The sequence below is a fragment of the Streptomyces sp. NPDC031445 genome, assembly GCF_055581365.1.
In genome coordinates this window covers 78,328-96,687 of sequence record NZ_JBVIJO010000004.1, presented here as the reverse complement: position 1 = coordinate 96,687, position 18,360 = coordinate 78,328, and the positions used below count along the sequence as shown (strand labels likewise).

Annotated in this window: 17 protein-coding genes and 1 riboswitch; of the genes, 10 read left to right on the top strand and 7 right to left on the bottom strand. The window is 72.4% G+C overall.

What is annotated here, in order from left to right; all coding sequences use genetic code 11:
* Window positions 1-246: 246 nt before the first annotated feature.
* The 3 genes from ACZ5DC_RS13140 to ACZ5DC_RS13130 all read left to right on the top strand — a co-directional run bounded on the left by ACZ5DC_RS13140 (window position 247) and on the right by ACZ5DC_RS13130 (window position 4,241).
* Window positions 247-918: a response regulator transcription factor gene (locus ACZ5DC_RS13140; protein ID WP_356337132.1), complete on the top strand. Its 672-nt coding sequence runs from the start codon at window positions 247-249 to the stop codon at window positions 916-918.
* Window positions 919-1,258: 340 nt separating this feature from the next.
* Window positions 1,259-3,187, top strand: coding sequence for a 2-oxoacid:acceptor oxidoreductase subunit alpha (locus ACZ5DC_RS13135; RefSeq protein WP_468652227.1), 1,929 nt, complete (start codon window positions 1,259-1,261; stop codon window positions 3,185-3,187).
* Complete coding sequence (locus ACZ5DC_RS13130; RefSeq protein WP_468652225.1) at window positions 3,180-4,241, top strand: 2-oxoacid:ferredoxin oxidoreductase subunit beta; 1,062 nt, start codon at window positions 3,180-3,182, stop codon at window positions 4,239-4,241. Before ACZ5DC_RS13135 ends, ACZ5DC_RS13130 begins: the two co-directional genes overlap by 8 nt.
* 13 nt (window positions 4,242-4,254) lie before the next feature.
* On the opposite strand, the gene ACZ5DC_RS13125 is transcribed toward ACZ5DC_RS13130, so the two are convergent.
* Window positions 4,255-4,722, bottom strand: a complete 468-nt coding sequence (locus ACZ5DC_RS13125) for a winged helix-turn-helix transcriptional regulator (protein WP_468652223.1) — start codon at window positions 4,720-4,722, stop codon at window positions 4,255-4,257.
* 91 nt (window positions 4,723-4,813) lie between these two features.
* On the opposite strand from ACZ5DC_RS13125, the gene ACZ5DC_RS13120 reads away from it, so the two are divergent.
* From ACZ5DC_RS13120 to ACZ5DC_RS13110, 3 genes are all read left to right on the top strand, one after another.
* A complete protein-coding gene (locus tag ACZ5DC_RS13120; RefSeq protein ID WP_468652221.1) occupies window positions 4,814-5,668 on the top strand; it encodes an SDR family oxidoreductase in 855 nt (284 codons plus the stop codon).
* A 122-nt stretch (window positions 5,669-5,790) separates the two neighbouring features.
* On the top strand, window positions 5,791-6,825 hold the full coding sequence (gene rarD, locus ACZ5DC_RS13115; RefSeq protein WP_468652219.1) for an EamA family transporter RarD: 1,035 nt from the start codon (window positions 5,791-5,793) through the stop codon (window positions 6,823-6,825).
* 73 nt (window positions 6,826-6,898) lie between these two features.
* Window positions 6,899-7,366, top strand: a complete 468-nt coding sequence (locus ACZ5DC_RS13110; protein WP_468652217.1) for a VOC family protein — start codon at window positions 6,899-6,901, stop codon at window positions 7,364-7,366.
* 31 nt (window positions 7,367-7,397) lie between these two features.
* Here the strand turns inward: ACZ5DC_RS13110 and ACZ5DC_RS13105 are convergent, their stop codons facing one another.
* Window positions 7,398-8,390 (bottom strand): hypothetical protein, encoded by a 993-nt coding sequence (locus ACZ5DC_RS13105; protein WP_468652215.1) that lies wholly within the window; start codon window positions 8,388-8,390, stop codon window positions 7,398-7,400.
* 195 nt (window positions 8,391-8,585) lie between these two features.
* Here ACZ5DC_RS13105 and ACZ5DC_RS13100 point away from each other — a divergent pair, with 195 nt between their 5' ends.
* Window positions 8,586-9,188 (top strand): flavodoxin family protein, encoded by a 603-nt coding sequence (locus ACZ5DC_RS13100; protein ID WP_468652213.1) that lies wholly within the window; start codon window positions 8,586-8,588, stop codon window positions 9,186-9,188.
* A gap of 7 nt (window positions 9,189-9,195) precedes the next feature.
* Here the strand turns inward: ACZ5DC_RS13100 and ACZ5DC_RS13095 are convergent, their stop codons facing one another.
* The 4 genes from ACZ5DC_RS13095 to ACZ5DC_RS13080 form a co-directional block, all read right to left on the bottom strand.
* On the bottom strand, window positions 9,196-10,077 hold the full coding sequence (locus tag ACZ5DC_RS13095) for an ABC transporter permease (RefSeq protein WP_366748512.1): 882 nt from the start codon (window positions 10,075-10,077) through the stop codon (window positions 9,196-9,198).
* A complete protein-coding gene (locus ACZ5DC_RS13090) occupies window positions 10,064-11,038 on the bottom strand; it encodes an ABC transporter ATP-binding protein (protein WP_468652211.1) in 975 nt (324 codons plus the stop codon). The genes ACZ5DC_RS13095 and ACZ5DC_RS13090 overlap by 14 nt, the downstream gene beginning before the upstream one ends.
* Before the next feature lie 45 nt (window positions 11,039-11,083).
* The gene (locus ACZ5DC_RS13085) at window positions 11,084-12,295 is read right to left on the bottom strand and encodes a LolA family protein (RefSeq protein ID WP_468652209.1); all 1,212 of its coding nucleotides are present in this window, start codon (window positions 12,293-12,295) and stop codon (window positions 11,084-11,086) included.
* A 256-nt stretch (window positions 12,296-12,551) separates the two neighbouring features.
* On the bottom strand, window positions 12,552-13,562 hold the full coding sequence (locus tag ACZ5DC_RS13080; RefSeq protein WP_468652208.1) for a polyprenyl synthetase family protein: 1,011 nt from the start codon (window positions 13,560-13,562) through the stop codon (window positions 12,552-12,554).
* A 543-nt stretch (window positions 13,563-14,105) separates the two neighbouring features.
* Window positions 14,106-14,287, top strand: a riboswitch (cyclic di-AMP (ydaO/yuaA leader).
* 5 nt (window positions 14,288-14,292) lie between these two features.
* On the opposite strand from ACZ5DC_RS13080, the gene ACZ5DC_RS13075 reads away from it, so the two are divergent.
* A complete protein-coding gene (locus ACZ5DC_RS13075) occupies window positions 14,293-14,781 on the top strand; it encodes a transglycosylase SLT domain-containing protein (protein ID WP_468652207.1) in 489 nt (162 codons plus the stop codon).
* Window positions 14,782-14,875: 94 nt separating this feature from the next.
* Here ACZ5DC_RS13075 and ACZ5DC_RS13070 read toward each other — a convergent pair whose 3' ends face one another.
* Window positions 14,876-15,688, bottom strand: coding sequence for an HAD family hydrolase (locus ACZ5DC_RS13070; protein ID WP_468652206.1), 813 nt, complete (start codon window positions 15,686-15,688; stop codon window positions 14,876-14,878).
* A 232-nt stretch (window positions 15,689-15,920) separates the two neighbouring features.
* On the opposite strand from ACZ5DC_RS13070, the gene fahA reads away from it, so the two are divergent.
* Together fahA and ACZ5DC_RS13060 are read left to right on the top strand one after the other, a co-directional pair.
* Window positions 15,921-17,138 (top strand): fumarylacetoacetase, encoded by a 1,218-nt coding sequence (gene fahA, locus ACZ5DC_RS13065; protein ID WP_468652205.1) that lies wholly within the window; start codon window positions 15,921-15,923, stop codon window positions 17,136-17,138.
* A gap of 240 nt (window positions 17,139-17,378) precedes the next feature.
* Window positions 17,379-18,317, top strand: coding sequence for a M56 family metallopeptidase (locus tag ACZ5DC_RS13060; RefSeq protein ID WP_468652204.1), 939 nt, complete (start codon window positions 17,379-17,381; stop codon window positions 18,315-18,317).
* Window positions 18,318-18,360 lie beyond the last annotated feature (43 nt).

The window sequence follows — 18,360 nt, the reverse complement described above, 5'->3', positions numbered from 1 at the left end:
CGCGGCAAAGCGGCCGCACGCCGAGCACCGAGCACCAAGCACCAAGCCACCCCCGTATCCGCCCGGCGCAGCGCATGCGACCACGTCCGCTCCCCCAGGGCACGTCCCGGCGCACCCCCGGTGTTCCTCCGGTATTCCCCCGGTCCGGCGGCGGACCGGGGGGATTGCTGGAATGCTGGACCACCGGAAGGACGCCCCGGGCGGTCGGCGTCGCGGGGGATCGGGCTGTGGGGGGCCGGAAGAATCGTGGAGGACAGGGTGCGGGTGGTCATCGCCGAGGATTCAGTGCTGCTGCGGGAGGGCCTGACCCGGCTGCTGACCGACCGCGGGCACGATGTCGTGGCGGGCGTCGGCGACGCGGACGCGCTGGTGAAGACCATCTCCGAGCTGGACGAGCGGGGTGAGCTGCCCGACGTGGTCGTGGCGGACGTACGGATGCCGCCGACGCACACCGACGAGGGTGTCCGGGCGGCCGTACTGCTGCGCCGGCTGCACCCCGGGCTCGGGGTGCTGGTGCTGTCGCAGTACGTCGAGGAGCGCTACGCCACCGAGCTGCTGGCCGGTTCCAGCCGGGGCGTCGGCTATCTGCTCAAGGACCGGGTGGCGGACGTCCGGGAGTTCGTGGACGCGGTGGTGCGGGTCGCCGAGGGCGGTACGGCACTGGACCCGGAGGTGGTCGCGCAGCTGCTCGGCCGCAGCCGCAAGCAGGACGTGCTGGCGGGGCTGACGCCCCGGGAGCGCGAGGTGCTGGGGCTGATGGCGGAGGGGCGGACGAACTCGGCGATCGCCCGGCAGCTGGTGGTCAGCGACGGCGCCGTCGAGAAGCACGTCAGCAACATCTTCCTGAAGCTCGGCCTGGCCCCGAGCGAGGGGGACCACCGGCGGGTTCTGGCCGTTCTCACCTACCTGAACTCCTAGCCGGCCGGACTCGTGTCAGCCTCCCGTCAGCGCCCCGTCGGCCGCTCCCGCTTCGGTGGAGGCGGATACCCGGGAGGAAGGCCCGGAGCGATCGGTAGGGGGCGACCGGGGCTCCGGACGGGAGCCGGAGGAGAGAACCTGTACACGCGCGGGGAGCGCCTTGACCGGCGGTCCGGCGATGCGGGACATGATGTGCACACAGCGCGACAGGCCGTCTCGAAATGTCGTCCGATCCCTGGATGGCCTCGGGAAGGCGACCCTAACCGACGTAGGGTTGATCCTGGGACGGTCCGTGGGACGACCAGGCCCCGGACAGCCGCCTCGAAGGAGGTCCAGTTCAGTGACCAGCCAGGTCAGCAGCCCAGCGGAGCAGACCGACGGAACCGTCGTGGGAGAGCAGCGCAAACCGGGCGGCGCGAAGGACGTGCGGCGCCTGGACCGGGTGATCATCCGGTTCGCGGGGGACTCGGGTGACGGCATGCAGCTCACCGGGGACCGTTTCACCTCGGAGACCGCTTCCTTCGGCAACGACCTCTCCACCCTCCCGAACTTCCCCGCCGAGATCCGCGCCCCCGCCGGCACCCTGCCGGGTGTCTCGTCCTTCCAGCTCCACTTCGCCGACCACGACATCCTCACCCCCGGTGACGCGCCGAACGTCCTGGTCGCCATGAACCCGGCCGCCCTGAAGGCCAACATCGGCGATCTCCCGCGCGGAGCCGAGGTCATCGTCAACACCGACGAGTTCACCAAGCGGGCCCTGCAGAAGGTGGGGTACGCCAGCGACCCGCTCCAGGACGGCTCGCTGGACGGCTACAGCCTCCACCCGGTGCCGCTGACCACGCTCACCGTGGAGGCGCTGAAGGAGTTCGACCTCTCCCGCAAGGAGGCCGAGCGCAGCAAGAACATGTTCGCGCTGGGCCTGCTGAGCTGGATGTACCACCGGCCCACCGAGGGCACCGAGAAGTTCCTGAGGTCGAAGTTCGCGAAGAAGCCGGACATCGCCGAGGCCAACATCGCGGCGTTCCGCGCCGGCTGGAACTTCGGCGAGACGACCGAGGACTTCGCGGTCTCCTACGAGGTCGCACCGGCCGCCAAGGCCTTCCCCGTCGGCACCTACCGGAACATCTCCGGCAACCTCGCCCTGGCCTACGGCCTGATCACCGCGTCGCGCCAGGCGGATCTGCCGCTGTTCCTGGGGTCGTACCCGATCACGCCTGCCTCGGACATCCTGCACGAGCTGAGCAAGCACAAGAACTTCGGCGTGCGCACCTTCCAGGCCGAGGACGAGATCGCGGGCATCGGCGCGGCGCTGGGCGCGGCGTTCGGCGGTTCGCTGGCGGTGACCACGACGAGCGGCCCCGGTGTCGCCCTGAAGAGCGAGACGATCGGCCTCGCGGTCTCGCTGGAGCTGCCCCTGCTGGTGGTGGACATCCAGCGCGGCGGCCCGTCGACGGGTCTGCCGACCAAGACCGAGCAGGCCGACCTGCTCCAGGCGATGTACGGCCGCAACGGCGAGGCGCCGGTGCCGGTGGTCGCACCGCGGACCCCGGCGGACTGCTTCGACGCCGCCCTGGAGGCGGCCCGGATCGCGCTGACGTACCGCACCCCGGTGATGCTGCTGTCGGACGGCTACCTGGCCAACGGCTCCGAGCCGTGGCGCATCCCCGACCTGGACGAGCTGCCCGACCTGCGGGTGCGGTTCGCCTCCGGCCCGAACCACACGCTGGAGGACGGCACCGAGGTCTTCTGGCCGTACAAGCGGGACCCGCGGACGCTGGCCCGGCCGTGGGCGATCCCGGGCACCCCGGGCCTGGAGCACCGCATCGGCGGCATCGAGAAGCAGGACGGCACGGGCAACATCTCCTACGACCCGGCCAACCACGACTTCATGGTCCGCACCCGGCAGGCCAAGGTCGACGGCATCGACGTCCCCGACGTGGAGGTCGACGACCCGCACGGCGCGCGGACCCTGGTGCTCGGCTGGGGCTCGACCTACGGGCCGATCACGGCGGCGGTACGGCGGCTGCGCGCGGCCGGCGAGTCGATCGCCCAGGCCCACCTGCGCCATCTCAACCCCTTCCCGCGCAACCTCGGCACGGTCCTGAAGGGCTACGACAAGGTGGTCGTCCCCGAGATGAACCTCGGGCAGCTCGCCACCCTCATCCGGGCGAAGTACCTGGTCGACGCCCACTCCTACAACCAGGTCAACGGCATGCCGTTCAAGGCGGAACAGCTCGCCGCGGCGCTGAAGGAGGCCATCGATGACTGACGCCACCAACGGGCTGCTCCAGCTGGTCCCCAAGGCCGAGGCCAAGCAGTCGATGAAGGACTTCAAGTCGGACCAGGAGGTGCGCTGGTGCCCGGGCTGCGGTGACTACGCGATCCTCGCCGCCGTGCAGGGCTTCATGCCGGAGCTGGGCCTGGCGCGGGAGAACATCGTCTTCGTCTCCGGCATCGGCTGCTCCTCCCGCTTCCCGTACTACATGAACACCTACGGGATGCACTCCATCCACGGCCGCGCCCCGGCCATCGCGACGGGCCTGGCCTCCTCCCGCCGGGACCTGAGCGTGTGGGTCGTCACCGGTGACGGCGACGCGCTGTCCATCGGCGGCAACCACCTGATCCACGCCCTGCGCCGCAACGTCAACCTGAAGATCCTGCTGTTCAACAACCGGATCTACGGCCTGACGAAGGGCCAGTACTCGCCGACCTCCGAGGTCGGCAAGGTCACCAAGTCGACGCCGATGGGCTCGCTGGACGCGCCGTTCAACCCGGTGTCGCTGGCGATCGGCGCGGAGGCGTCCTTCGTGGCGCGCACGATCGACTCGGACCGCAAGCACCTGACCGAGGTGCTGCGTGCCGCCGCCGACCACCCGGGTACGGCGCTGATCGAGATCTACCAGAACTGCAACATCTTCAACGACGGCGCGTTCGACGCCCTGAAGGACAGGCAGCGGGCCGAGGAGGCGCTGATCCGGCTGGAGCACGGGCAGCCGATCCGCTTCGGGGCGGACGGCGCGAGAGGCGTGGTCCGCGACGCACGGACCGGCGATCTGAAGGTGGTGACCGTGACGCCGGAGAACGAGGCGGACGTCCTGGTGCACGACGCCCATGCCGCGTCCCCGACCACGGCGTTCGCGCTGTCCCGGCTGGCGGACCCGGACACCCTGCACCACACGCCGATCGGGGTGTTCCGCTCGGTCGAGCGGCCGGTGTACGACGTCCGGATGGCCGAGCAGCTCGACACCGCGATCGAGCAGCACGGCAAGGGCGACCTGGCCGCGCTGCTGGCGGGCGGGGACACCTGGACGGTCGTCGGCTGATCCGTCCGCCGGCTCAGGAGGCCCGGGGCTGGTTTCCCCGGGCCTCTTCGTATGCGCGGCGGCTCTCTTCGTATGCGCCGCGGCTCGCGTCGTACGCCCGGCGGCTCTCGTCGTAGGATCGGCGGGCCTCCTCCACCGCGTCCATGCGGGCGTGCGTCCACTGGGCGAGGGCCCGGACCTGCTCGGCCGCTTCCCGGCCGAGTGCGGTGAGCGAGTAGTCGACGCGGGGCGGGATGACCGGCTTGGCGTCCCGGTGGACCAGGCCGTCGCGCTCCAGGGTCTGGAGCGTCTGGGTGAGCATCTTCTCGCTGACGCCCCGGCCCCCGAGGCCGCTGATCGCGCGGCGCAGTTCGCTGAACCGGTACGGCCGCTCCAGCAGCTCGATGAGGACGAGGACGCCCCAGCGGCTGGTGACGTGCTCCAGGACCAGGCGGTGCGGGCACATGGCCTCGGCGTCCACCGCGTTCTTGCTTACCGGCATGCCAGTACCTTACTTCAAAGTGGGTACTTTCGCTGGGTTAGCGCCGCTCCTAGGGTGAGTGACATACCCACTGGAGAAGGAGCCACCCCTCATGAGCATCGTCGTCACCGGAGCCACCGGACACCTCGGCCGGCACGTCGTGGAGCAGCTGCTGGAGAAGGTGCCGGCCGACCGGATCACGGCCGTCGTGCGGGACGAGGCGAAGGCCGCCGACCTCGCCGCGCGCGGGGTGAAGCTGGCCGTCGCCGACTACAACGTGCCGGAGACCTTCGACGGCCTGTTCGCCGCCGGCGACAAGGTCCTGCTGATCTCCGGCAACGAGTTCGACAAGGGCCGCGTGGGGCAGCACACGGTGGTCATCGAGGCGGCCAAGGCGGCCGGCGTGGCGCTGCTCGCCTACACCAGTGCCCCGGGCGCCCTGAAGGCCGCGCTGGCGGACGACCACCGGGCGACCGAGGAGGTGCTCCTCGCCTCCGGCCTGCCCTACAGCCTGCTGCGCAACGGCTGGTACCACGAGAACTACACCGAGAACCTGGCGCCGGTGCTGGAGCACGGCGCGGTCGTGGCCGCCGCCGGTGACGGCCGGGTCTCCTCGGCCGCCCGCGCCGACTACGCCGCCGCCGCGGTCGCGGTGCTGACCGGCGAGGGCCACGAGAACACGACGTACGAACTGGGCGGCGACGAGGCGTGGAGCTTCGCCGAGTACGCGGCCGAGCTGAGCCGGCAGACCGGCCGGGAGATCGTCTACAACGCGGTCCCGGTGGAGACCCTCACCGGCATCCTGACCGGCGCCGGGGTGCCCGCGCCGGTGGCCGGGATCCTGGCGGGCGTGGACGCGTCGATCGAGAAGGGGGAGCTGGTCGTCTCCTCCGGCGACCTGTCCCGCCTGACCGGCCGTCCGACGACGCCGCTCGCCGAGGCCATCACCGCCGCGCTCAAGGACTGACCCCGGCCGGGCGCCCCGGATGTCATGACCGTATGGCGATACGAGCATGACATCCGGAGCGCCCGGCGTTACCTTCGTCCTCGTGCGTCCACGCCGGGCGCGCGAGCGAGAAGGAGGGGGACGTGGCCGCGACGTCCGAGGGTGAGCACCGCACGGGCCTGCTGAACGGCTTCGCCGCCTACGGCATGTGGGGGCTGGTGCCCCTGTTCTGGCCGCTGCTCAAACCGGCCGGCGCCATGGAGATCCTGGCCCACCGCATGGTGTGGTCCCTGGTGTTCGTCGCCGTCGCGCTGGTCTTCGTGCGCCGCTGGGCCTGGGCCGGAGAGCTGCTGCGCCAGCCCCGTCGGCTGGGCCTCGTCGCCGTGGGGGCCGCTGTCATCACCGTGAACTGGGGCGTCTACATCTGGGCGGTGAACGCCGGCCACGTCGTCGAGGCCTCGCTCGGCTACTTCATCAACCCGCTGGTCACCATCGCGATGGGCGTGCTGCTCCTGAAGGAGCGGCTGCGGCCCGTGCAGTGGGCGGCGGTCGGCATAGGCCTCGCCGCCGTCGTCGTGCTGACCGTCGGCTACGGCCGCCCGCCGTGGATCTCCCTCTGTCTCGCCTTCTCCTTCGCCACCTACGGCCTGGTGAAGAAGAAGGTGGACCTCGGCGGTGTCGAGTCGCTGGCCGCCGAGACCGCCATCCAGTTCCTGCCTGCGCTCGGCTATCTGCTGTGGCTGACCACGCACGGCGGGGCCAGCTTCCTGGACGAGGGCGCCGGACACGCCACCCTGCTCGCGTCCACGGGCCTCGTCACCGCCCTCCCGCTGGTCTGCTTCGGCGCGGCGGCGATCCGCGTGCCCCTGTCCACGCTGGGCCTGCTGCAGTACCTGGCCCCGATCTTCCAGTTCCTGCTCGGCGTCCTCTACTTCCACGAGGCCATGCCGGCCGAGCGGTGGGCCGGGTTCGCGCTGGTCTGGCTGGCGCTGATCCTGCTCACCGGCGACGCGCTGCGATGGGCGAGGCGACCCTCGCGGCTCGCGGTGCCGCCGGCCCGCACGGCCGGGACGCCGCCCTCACCGTCGGCACCCGCATCGGCTGCCGCGCCTGCCACGTCTTCCGCACCCTCCGCGCCCTCCGCGGCGGCTCCGGCTTCGACCGCGGCGGATGCCTGACCTGAGGGGCCACGGAGGCCGGAGTGGGCGGAGTGCCCCCCTCCGCCGACGCGTCCGGCTATAAGTGGGAGCCATGACCGCACAGGCGCCCGTCCCCCTGCACTGGAAGCTCGTCATCGACGCGGCTGACCCGCACGCACAGGCCGACTTCTGGGCCGCCGCGCTGCACTACACCCCCGAGGACAACAGCGCCCTCGTCGAACGGCTGCTCTCCCTCGGCGCGCTGGCCGGGGAGGCCACCGTCGAGTACCACGGGCGGCCCGCGTTCCGTGACCTGATCGCCGTACGGCACCCCGCCGACCCGTACGACCCCAAGACCGGCACCGGACTCGGGCGGCGGCTGCTGTTCCAGCGGGTACCGGAACCGAAGACCGCCAAAAACCGGCTCCACATCGACCTCCACGCCGGCCCGGAACGGCGCGCGGACGAGGTGGCACGCCTTCAGGCGCTGGGCGCGCGGGTGGTGCGCGAGGTGAAGGAGCCCGCGGGCCAGTGGGTGCTGATGGCGGACCCGGAGGACAACGAGTTCTGCGTGCAGTGACCCCGGGCGCGCCGGCTCCGCGCGGGAGGGGTCACGCCCGCGCCGCCGCCTCGGCCGCGCGGGCGGTCAGGCGGACCATGCGGGCACGGGCGGACTCCAGCGGGCCCGGGTCGCCGGCGGCGGGGCCCGGCTCGGCGGTGAGGTCCGTCCACAGGTCGATCAGGTCGCGGCCCAGCCGCAGGCCCTCCTCCGGGTCGCGCACCGCGCGCCAGGCGGTGGCCGCGCTGCGCACGTTGTCGTAGGCGGCCTCTCCGTCCCGTGCCTGGCGGCGCAGCCGGGCGACGTCCAGGGACAGCCGGAAGGCGCGGACCGGGTCACCGGCCAGGTAGGCGATGTAGGCGGACAGTTCGAGCAGGTGCAGCACCTCGGCGTGGTGCGGGCCGAACACGGCGGTGGCCTCGGCGAGCGTCCGGTCGGCCAGTTCCGCCGCGGTGTCGATACGGCCCGCCCGGACGGCCTCGTTGATCCGGCTCATCGGCCCGGTGAGCAGCTTGGCGCCCTCGGCGGTCTCGGTCAGCGGCCCGTCGCCGAGCACCTCCTCGGCGACCGCGTCGAACCCACGGGCCGGGGTGGGCGTGGGAGCGGGGGGCTCGGGCGGTACGTCGGCGAGGAGGCTGTGAGCCGCGCGTTCCCGGCTGTCCGTACCGGGGACCTCCGCCACCGGCGCCGGTCCGAACTGCCGGGTCGGGCTCTGCCCGGCACCGGGCGTCCCGGTCCCGGTCGGCCGCGGGCCCACCCGGACCGCCTCCCCCGTCACCCGGCTCGAGCCGTCCGCCGAGACCTCCAGGGGGACCACGCAGCCCGCGAGGTCGTCGTGGACCGTGGCACGTATGGGCGCCCCGACGCTGATGGCCAGGCGCTGGAGGTGGTCGAGCACGGCCTGCTGGATCTGCTGGCCCGGTGCCGCCACGATGCGCGCCCCGTCCACCGACGCGCCCCCCGCCCCGGACACCCGGACGGACACCGCCGCCGGACGCCCCACGGGCTGCGGCGCCCGCTTCTTCTCGAAGCTGAGTCCGGCCATCGGTGTCCCTCACTCCCCCGGCGTCGCGATCCGGTCGTACGCGTCCTGCCCACCAGTCTGTCCGCTTCTCGCGGTTTTCCACGTCACCGCGGCGTCACAGCCTCGCACCAGCCGTACCCTGGCGCAGATTGCTTGCGCATGCATAGAATGCGTACGCATTTAACCGGCGTACGACATGACGCGTATGGGGGACCCATGAACCGCCGCTTCCTCTTCGTCCTGGGCAGCGCCCGCGAGGCGGGCAACACCGAACTGCTGGCCCGCGAGGCCGCCGCGCAGCTGCCCGGCGACACCGAACAGCGCTGGATCCGCCTCGCCGACCACCCCCTGCCCGACTTCGCGGACCTGCGGCACGACACCGACCACGTCCGGCCGTCCCCGGACACCCCGGCCGGCCTGCTCCTGGACGCCACACTGGCGGCGACGGACATCGTGATCGCCTCGCCGCTGTACTGGTACTCGGTGTCCAGCCTCACCAAGCGCTACCTGGACTACTGGTCGGCCTGGCTGCGCACCCCGGGCGTCGGCTTCAAGGAGACGATGGCCGGACGCACCCTGTGGGGCATCGCCGCGCTGGCGGACGACGAGCCGTCGGTCGCCGACCCGTACGCCGGCACGCTCAACAACTCGGCCGCCTACCTGCGGATGCGCTTCGGCGGGGTCCTGCTCGGCAACGGCAGCGCGCCGGGCGACGTACGCAAGGACACCGGGGCACTGGCGCGCGCCAAGACGTTCTTCGCGCAGGACGCGCCCCTCGCGCGCTTCCCGTACGAGACCGCCGGCGTCGCCCCCCGGTGAGCGGGCGCTAGGCGTTGATGTCCTTGGCCGTGAACCGTGCCCAGGCCGCCGCGCCGAACACGGCCGCGTACAGCCCTTGCAGACCGAGGTTCCTCACCAGGTCGTCCCAGTAGACCGGGTCGCGCATCAGGTCGGCGAACGACAGCCAGTAGTGCGAGAACAGATACGGCTGGAGCACGTGCAGCTGGGGTATCTGGTCGACGATCTGCACGGTGATGAGCAGGCCGACCGTGGTGGCCATCGCCGCGATGCCGCTGTTGGTGAGCGTCGACACGAACAGGCCGAGGGCCGCGACACCGACCAGTGACGCGGCGACGACGAGGGCGATCAGCACGGCGCGGCCGAGCCCCTCGGCGAGGCTGATCCGGGTGCCGGAGATCGTCGTCAGCTCGCCGAGCGGGAACAGCAGCGCGCCGACGAGCAGCGCGGAGACGGTGACGACCAGCGTGGCCAGCAGACAGAAGGCCAGCACCGTCGCGTACTTGGTGAGCAGCAGGCGGGTACGGCCGGCCGGGGCGACCAGCAGATAGCGCAGGGTGCCCGCGCCGGCCTCCCCGGCGATCGCGTCGCCCGCGACGACGCCGACCGCCATCGGCAGGAAGAACGGCAGGGTCGCGGCCAGCGCGGTGAACACCAGGAACAGGCCGTTGTTGGTGATCTGCGAGATGAACGCCGGGCCCTCGCCGCCCCCGCCCGCCGGTCCGCCGCCTCGCGTCTCGATCTTCACGGCGATCCCGACCAGCACCGGCACCGCGGCCAGCACCCCGAGCAGGGCCAGCGTGCGCCAGCGGCGGACGGTGGTGACCAGCTCGCTGCGCAGCAGCCCGAGAGTCCACAGCGGATTGGGCCGGCGCCCGGCGCCCACCTGGACCGCATCAGCCCGCGACATCGAAGCCCTCCCCGGTCAGCGCCACGAACGCGTCCTCCAGCGAGGCCCGTTCGACGGTGAGGCCACGGACCCGGACGCCCGCCGTGACCAGGGCCTGCGTCACCTCGGCCAGATCCCGCGCGGGCGGCTCGCCGGTGACCCGGTCCCCGTCGGCCAGCACGTCCCCGACGCCCAGTTCCTTCAGCACGCGCGCCGCCTCGGCCGGGTCCGGGGTGGTGACCACCAGCCGGTCGCGTGCCCCCGCGGCCAGGTCGGCGACCGCGCCCTGGGTGACGAGCCGGCCCTGTGTCATGACCGCCGCGTGGGTGCACACCTGCTCGATCTCGTCGAGGAGGTGGGAGGAGAGGAAGACGGTCGTGCCGTCGGCGGCCAACTCCCTGATCAGCGTGCGGATCTCGCGCATGCCCTGCGGGTCGAGGCCGTTGGTGGGCTCGTCCAGGACGAGGAGTCTGCGCGGCTGGAGCAGCGCGGCGGCCAGTCCCAGGCGCTGTTTCATGCCGAGCGAGTACGCCTTCGCCTTCTTGCCGGCGGCGGCCGCGAGACCGACCCGGTCCAGCGCCGCGGCGACGCGGGCGCGCCGGGTGCGCGGGTCGGCGGTCGGGTCGGCGGCGTCGTAGCGCAGCAGGTTGTCCCGGCCGGAGAGGAAGCCGTACAGGGCGGGGCCCTCGATGAGGGCGCCGACCTGCGGGAGGACCGCACGGGCCGCCCGCGGCATGGGCCGGCCGAGCACCCGGGCGGTGCCCGCTGTCGGTTCGATCAGGCCCATCAGCATGCGGATCGTGGTGGTCTTGCCGGAGCCGTTCGGGCCGAGGAAGCCGAAGACGCTGCCCGCCGGGACGGTCAGGTCCAGACCGTCCACGGCGAGCTGTCCGCCGCGGTAGCGCTTGGTGAGGCCGCGCGTGGCGATCACACTCGCCATCGGGTCGCCCGGCTCCGGCTGCGTGGCGGACGGTTCGTCCATCGGCTCCCCTCGGTTCGTCTCATCGGGTGCGGTGCGCCGGGAAGGTCACTTCCCGGCGTCGGCCGCCTTCACCAGGGCCTCCTTGGTCACCGTGCCGGCGTAGACCTTGCCGTCGTCGGTGATCAGGGCGTTGACCAGGCGGGTGGAGAAGACCGTGCCCTTGCCGAACTTCCCGGAGACCGGGTCGCCCAGCGAGCCGAGGAAGCCGCCGATCTCACCGCCCTGGGAGCCGGTCGGCACGCCGCCCTTGGCGCCGGTGTCGAAGGTGGCGACGGACGTCCAGCCCTTGCCCAGCACCTTCAGCCCGTCCTTGCCCTCCAGGCCCCCGGCGAAGCCCGCACCGTGCTCCGGGGCGTGCTCCCGGGCGCCGCCGGCGTCCTTCTCCTCGGTGACCTTCGCGCCCTCGGGCGGCGTGAAGTCGAACGTGGAGGCGGCGGGCCGGGCGAAGGAGACCTGGGTGAAGCCCGCGTCGAGCACGGCGGCGCCACCGCTCCTCGGGGTCAGCGTGAACTTCAGCGGCATCCCGGTCTTCGCGTCCACGGCGATGCTGATCGCGCCGACCGTGGTGCCGGACTGCCTGGGCCGGATCAGCAGCTTGTAGGCGTCGCGCCCGGCGACGTGGGCGGTGCCGTCGACGGTGACGGACGTGGTGTCGTCCACCGACTTCAGGGCCTGGTCGGCGAAGTCCTTGGGCGTGGCCGGCGGCTCGGTGTCGCGGTCCTTGCCGGAGGCGGCCCCGGTGGCGTGGTAGACCTCGTTGCTCTTGCTGTCGTAGCCCCAGACGTCCTTGCCGTCATGGATGAGGCTGTACTCGGCGCCGCTCTCCAGCAGCGACAGCTTCTGCCGGTCGGGGCCGTCGGCGGCGACGCGCAGGGTGTGCGTGCCGGAGACCAGCTCCGTGAGCTTGGCCTTCGGGTCGGCGGAGGAGCCGTCGCCGGAGCCGCCCCGGCCCGAGCCGGACATCAGGCCGTTCTGCAGGCCGCCCAGGTCGGGCAGGCCGAGGTCGGTGCTGACCTTCACCGTGCCGGACAGCTGCTGCACGTCCGACGTGGCGATCTTCTCGATGAGCTGCTGGGCGCTGATCCTCGGCAGGTCGGGGTCACCGGAGTCGGCGAGCGCCGGGACCAGCCCGATCGTGGCCGCCGCCACCCCCACCACCGCGACCGGCACGGCGTACCGGGCGGCCTTGCGCCGGGCCGAGCGCGGGTGCTCGTCCCGTGCGGCGCCCACTGCGTCGTCGGATTCGTACGGTGCCATGTGTGCCTTACCTCCGTCGTCGGCGGCGGCTGTCCTCACCCTGGTCCGCTGGTCCACCCTGAGCCGCCATTCTCACCCGAAACGGTGAGGAGTGGTGATTTCCGTGGTGTCCATCTGACCAAATCGGCTGTGGACAAGCGTCAGACCACGGAGCCAACTCCGTCTACACCTGCGGTATGACATCCGGCGGTGGTTCCTCCGCCCGACCCGTAGGGGTCGCGCCGGCCGCCGGGGCCCTTACGGGAGACCGGCCCGGTCAGCCGGCGCGGTGCACGACCGCGTCGCACAGCTCGATCAGCGCCGCCTTGGCATCGCACTCGCGCAGCGGGGCGAGCGCGGCCCGCGCCTCCTCCGCGTACCGCACGGTGTCCCGGCGGGCCTGCTCCAGCGCGGGGTGCGCGCGCAGCCCGGCCAGCGCCTCGGCGTGCCGGGCGTCGTCGCCGAGGTCGGAGTCCAGCAGCGCGCACAGCGCGACGTCCTCGGCCAGGCCCAGCCGGGCGGCCCGCTCGCGCAGCCGGAGCACCGGCAGGGTCGGGATGCCCTCCCGCAGGTCGGTGCCCGGGGTCTTGCCGGACTCGTGGGAGTCGGAGGCGATGTCCAGGACGTCGTCCGCGAGCTGGAAGGCGACGCCGAGGCGTTCCCCGTACTGGGTGAGGACGTCGACGACCGTCTCGTCCGCGCCGGACATCATCGCGCCGAACCGGCACGACACCGCCACCAGGGAGCCCGTCTTGCCGGCGAGCACGTCCAGATAGTGCTCGACCGGGTCTCGGCCGTCCGAGGGACCCGCGGTCTCCAGGATCTGGCCGGTGACGAGCCGTTCGAACGCGAGGGCCTGCACCCGGACCGCCTCGGGACCGAGGTCGGCGAGGATCTGGGAGGCGCGGGCGAAGAGGAAGTCGCCGGTGAGGACCGCGACGGAGTTGCCCCAGCGGGTGTTGGCGCTGTCCACGCCACGCCGTACGGCCGCCTCGTCCATGACGTCGTCGTGGTACAGCGTGGCCAGGTGGGTCAGCTCCACGACCACGGCCGAGGGCACCACGCCCGGGGCGTAGGGGTCGCCGAACTGGGCCGCGAGCATCACGAGCAGTGGCCGGAACCGCTTCCCGCCCGCCCGCACCAGGTGCTGCGCTGCCTCCGTGATGAACGGGACCTCGCTCTTGGTGGCTTCGAGCAAGCCTTCCTCGACAGCCGCCAATCCGGCCTGGACATCGGCTTCCAGAGCCTGGTCCCGCACGCTCAGCCCGAACGGCCCGACGACGGTCACGAGGGGTCTCCTGTCTGCTGGTGTCTGCTGGCGGTTACACGGTTTGTCGATAGGTCGCTGCCATCACTCAAGTCAGCGTATCCGGTCCTGTTTCGATCACCGATAGCGCCCACCGGTCCAGCCCGGGCGATACCGGATCATGACCGGCATGGTTTTGATCACACAGTGTGAGCGGATTTTTATCCATATAAGACTAATCCGGACACTGTGCCCTCGCCTCGGCAACGACGCCCCCCATATGCCGGATTCCGCCGCCATCCTGACTTCCGGTTCAAATCCCCCTAATCCCTCATGTCCGATTTGAAACTGTTTGCCTTTTCGTGAGTTGGGTCACGCCCCCGGCCGGCCCGGCCGTCCGGCCCGGCCCTCGCAACCCCTTGCCGTGTCGGCGAGTTGAGGATTGGCAACCGCAAAGGATCAAGCACCTCATACAGCATCGATCAAGGTCAAATCGCACGTTGCATGAATCCGGCCCTTGTTCCCGACATGTGCTCTCGCATACGTTCCGGGCCGTCGGGCGGACGCCGAATCCTGCCGCCGCCCGCATACCCATCGACGAACTCATTCGTACGGCAGGAGCGGGGGACCCAGGTAAGCCGCCGGTCCGGAACGGCACACGCCGCGCCGGGACGGCTAGGGGTGAAGCCATGCCTCCGTCAGGGGCACGGCCGGGCATCTCCCCGCCCGAACCCGACAGCTCACCTCGCAGGCGCCGGAGAGGAACGCCCCCATGTCTGCTGTCGCCCAGCCCCGCCGTACCCGGAACAGCCGCCTGGTCCGCGCGCTCACCGCCGTCGGCACCGGTGCCGCCGTCCTCGCCCTGCCGCTCATCGGCGCGGCCGACGCCTCCGCGGCCCCCCGCACCACCACCACGCCGGCCACCACCCCGGCCGGCTACCCGAACAATCTCGACGGCTGGATCCGCGAGTCGCTGGCGATCATGGCCGAGAAGCACATCCCGGGCACCTACAACGGCATCCACCGCAACATCATCCGCGAGTCCTCGGGCAACCCGAAGGCCATCAACCTCTGGGACTCCAACGCCGCCAAGGGCATCCCGTCCAAGGGCCTGCTCCAGGTCATCGACCCGACGTTCAAGGCGTACCACGTGGCCGGGACGTCCTTCGACATCTACGACCCGGTCGCCAACATCACCGCCGCCTGCAACTACGCGGCCGCGCGGTACGGGTCCATCGACAACGTGTTCGGCGCGTACTGACGGGCACCGGCGGCCTGACCGGCGCCGGCCGGCCGCCTGACCGGGCGCAGCCGGTGTCCCGGTCAGCCGGCCAGCCGGTCAGTCGGTCAGCCGGTCAGCCGGTCGGGAAGAGACGTTCGAGGACGACGGCGACGCCGTCGTCCTCGTTCGACGAGGTGACCTCGTCGGCCACCGCCTTCAGTTCCGGGTGCGCGTCGGCCATGGCGACACCGCGCCCGGCCCAGTCGAACATCGGGATGTCGTTGGGCATGTCCCCGAACGCGAGGGCCCGTTCGGCGGCGATCCCGAGCCGTTCCGCGGCCAGCGCCAGCCCGGTCGCCTTCGTCACCCCGCACGGCTGGAGCTCCACCGTGCCCGGCCCCGACATCGTGACCGTCGCGAGCGAGCCCACCGCCGCGCGGGCCACGGCGGCCAGCTCGTCGTCGGACAGGGTGGCGTGCCGCAGCAGCACCTTGCTGATGGGCGCGCACCACAGGTCGTCCCGCCGGCCGACCCGCACCGCGGGCAGTGTCGGGTGGGGCATCCGGTAGCCGGGCTCGATGAGCGTGAGCCCGTCCACGCCGTCCTGGTCGACCGCCGCATAGACCTCCCCCACCTCCGCCTCGATCTTGCCGAGCGCCGTCTCGGCCAGCTCCCGGTCCAGCCGGACCGACCACAGCAGACGGTCGGTCGCGGCGTCGTAGACCTGGGCTCCCTGCCCGCACACCGCGAGCCCGGCACCGCCGAGGTCCGCGAGCAGCGACCGCACCCGCGGGGCCGGGCGGCCCGTCACCACCAGGTGACGGGCACCGGCCCGCGCCACCCGCGCGAGCGCGGCGAGGGACCGGTCCGAGACGGTGTCGTCGCCACGCAGCAGCGTCCCGTCCAGGTCGGTGGCGATCAGTGCATATGCCGGGGTGGGTGCCATGATCAGAGAATACGGACAGCACGCCCCGCCGACTCACCTGTCATTGCCCGCACTTACGTGCCGCTCCCGCCCAACCGCTCACCGCTGACGGCGCGATGGGCACCGCTCGGCCCAGACCTGCCGAGCCCCGGGTGAGGCACTGCCCAAGACACGCGCCTCGGCCGTAACGTGTGGCCCGACCACATGGAACGCAGTGCCATGCATGGCCCGGATGAGAGTGAGGCAGCACCCCATGCCCCCCTTCGACGTCCCCGAGGGCGACCCCTTCGGTCCGCACAACCTCCCCTACGGCGTGTTCTCGCCCTCCGGCAGCACGGAGCGGAGGATCGGCGTCCGGCTCGGGAACCACGTCCTCGACGCGGGCGCCGCGGCCGCCGCGCTCGGCTCGCCCCACCAGCCACTGCTCGCCCGGCCCACCCTCAACCCGCTGCTGGCCGCCGGCCGCGCCACCTGGTCGGACGTACGGCGCTCCGTCGCGTCCTGGGTCACCGACCCGGCGCACCGCGCGACCGTCGAGCCGCTGTTCCACCCCCTGTCCGAGGTGAGCCTGCACCTGCCCTTCGAGGTCGCGGACTACGTCGACTTCTACGCCTCGGAGAACCACGCCCGCAACGTCGGCCGGATCTTCCGCCCCGACGCCGAGGACTCCCTCACCCCCAACTGGAAGCATCTGCCGATCGGTTACCACGGCCGCTCCGGCACCGTCGTCGTCTCCGGCACGGACGTCGTACGCCCCTGCGGGCAGCGCAAGGGCCCGGCCGACCCCGCGCCCGTCTTCGGCCCCTCGATCCGGCTGGACATCGAGGCCGAGGTCGGCTTCGTCGTGGGCGTGCCGTCGCGGCTCGGCACCCCGGTCGCGCTCGGCGGCTTCCGGGAGCACGTCTTCGGGCTGTGCCTGCTGAACGACTGGTCCGCGCGCGACATCCAGGCCTGGGAGTACGTCCCCCTCGGCCCGTTCCTCGGCAAGTCCTTCGCGACCTCGGTGTCGGCGTGGATTACACCGCTGGAGGCGCTGGAGCACGCGCGCGTGGCGCCTCCCGAGCGCACGCACCCGCTGCTGCCCTACCTGGACGACTCGGCGCCCGGCACCGAGCCCGGCGGTTACGACCTGCGCATCTCGGTCGCCGTCAACGGCCACGTGGTCTCCGAACCGCCCTTCTCCACCATGTACTGGACCGCCGCCCAGCAGCTCGCCCACATGACCGTGAACGGCGCCTCGCTGCGCACCGGCGACCTGTACGGCTCCGGGACGGTGAGCGGCCCCACCGAACGCCAGCGCGGCTCCCTGCTGGAACTGACCTGGAACGGCAGCGACCCCCTCGAACTCCCCGACGGCAAGCGGGCCTTCCTGGAGGACGGCGACGTGGTCACCCTGTCGGCATGGGCCCCGGGCCCGGACGGCAGCCGGGTGGGGCTCGGGGAGGTCAGCGGGCGCGTGGTGCCGGCCTGACCCTGCGCAGGGGTGCCGGGCGGGCCGGGTGACCCGCCGCGCGGGCCGGGCCGCTTCCGGGCGGCCGGGGGTGCGTGGACCCGGGCCGGTCTACGGCGGATCGGTGTCGGCACCTGACTCCGGCCGCCCGTCTTCGTCATACTGACGGGGACACGCACCACGCGCGAGCCGCCGTCGCGTGACGCGTGCCCGGCACCACCGTCACCCGCCCACTCTCCGACCAGGAACCGGAGCCCCGGCATGACTGTCTGCCTGCTCCTGCTGAGCGTCGTCGCCCTGACGGCCGCCGTACCGGCGCCGCGCGCGCTGACCCATGCCGCCTGGCCCGAGCGGGAACCCGTGGTCGCGCTGTGGGTGTGGCAGTGCCTCGTCGCCACCGTCCTGCTGTGCTGCCTGACCGCGCTCGTCCTGGGCGCGGCGGCCGTCTTCCACACCGTCCGCGACCGCGTGTTCGCGCCCGCGCCGCCCGCCGTCACCGCGGCCTACGACCTGTCCACCGCGCCGGTGTGGGCCGCCGCGCTCACCGTGCTGCTGGCCTGCGGGGCCGCCTGGACGACCGCGATGCTCGCCCGCGAACTCGTCGAGGCCCGCCGCAGCCGCGGCCAGGCCCGGGCGCACCTGCGCGAGCGCGCACCCGAGCTGCCGGCCGGGCTGCCGGCGGCGCGCGGGCCGATGCTGGTGCTGGAGGACGAGTACCCGGACGCCTGGTGGCTGCCGGGGCACCGGCCCCAACTCGTCGTCACCACAGGGGCGTTGCACCGCCTCACCGACCTTCAGCTGGACGCCGTCCTCACCCATGAGCGCGGACACGCCCGCGCCCACCACGACTGGCTGCTGCACCTGTCCACCGCCCTCGCCACGGGCTTCCCGCGCGTGCCGTTGTTCGCCCACTTCTGCGACCAGACGCACCGCCTGGTCGAGCTGGCCGCGGACGACACGGCCTCCCGGCGCTGCGGGCACCTCACCACGGCCCTGGCCCTGATCGAGCTGAACCAGCACCGGGGTGTGCTGTCCTGCGACTCCAGCCGCCGCCTCCTCGGCGAACGCGTCGACCGCCTGCTGGAGCCGCCGCCCCGGCTGCTGCGCCGGCACCGGGCGCTGACGACGACGGTGGCCGCGCTGGTGCCGCTGCTCCCGCTGCTGATCACCTTCGCCCCGGGCCTGACGGCACTGTCCTGAGGGACCGGCGGCACCGCCTGGTACTCCCCCTGGGCGTCGCCGG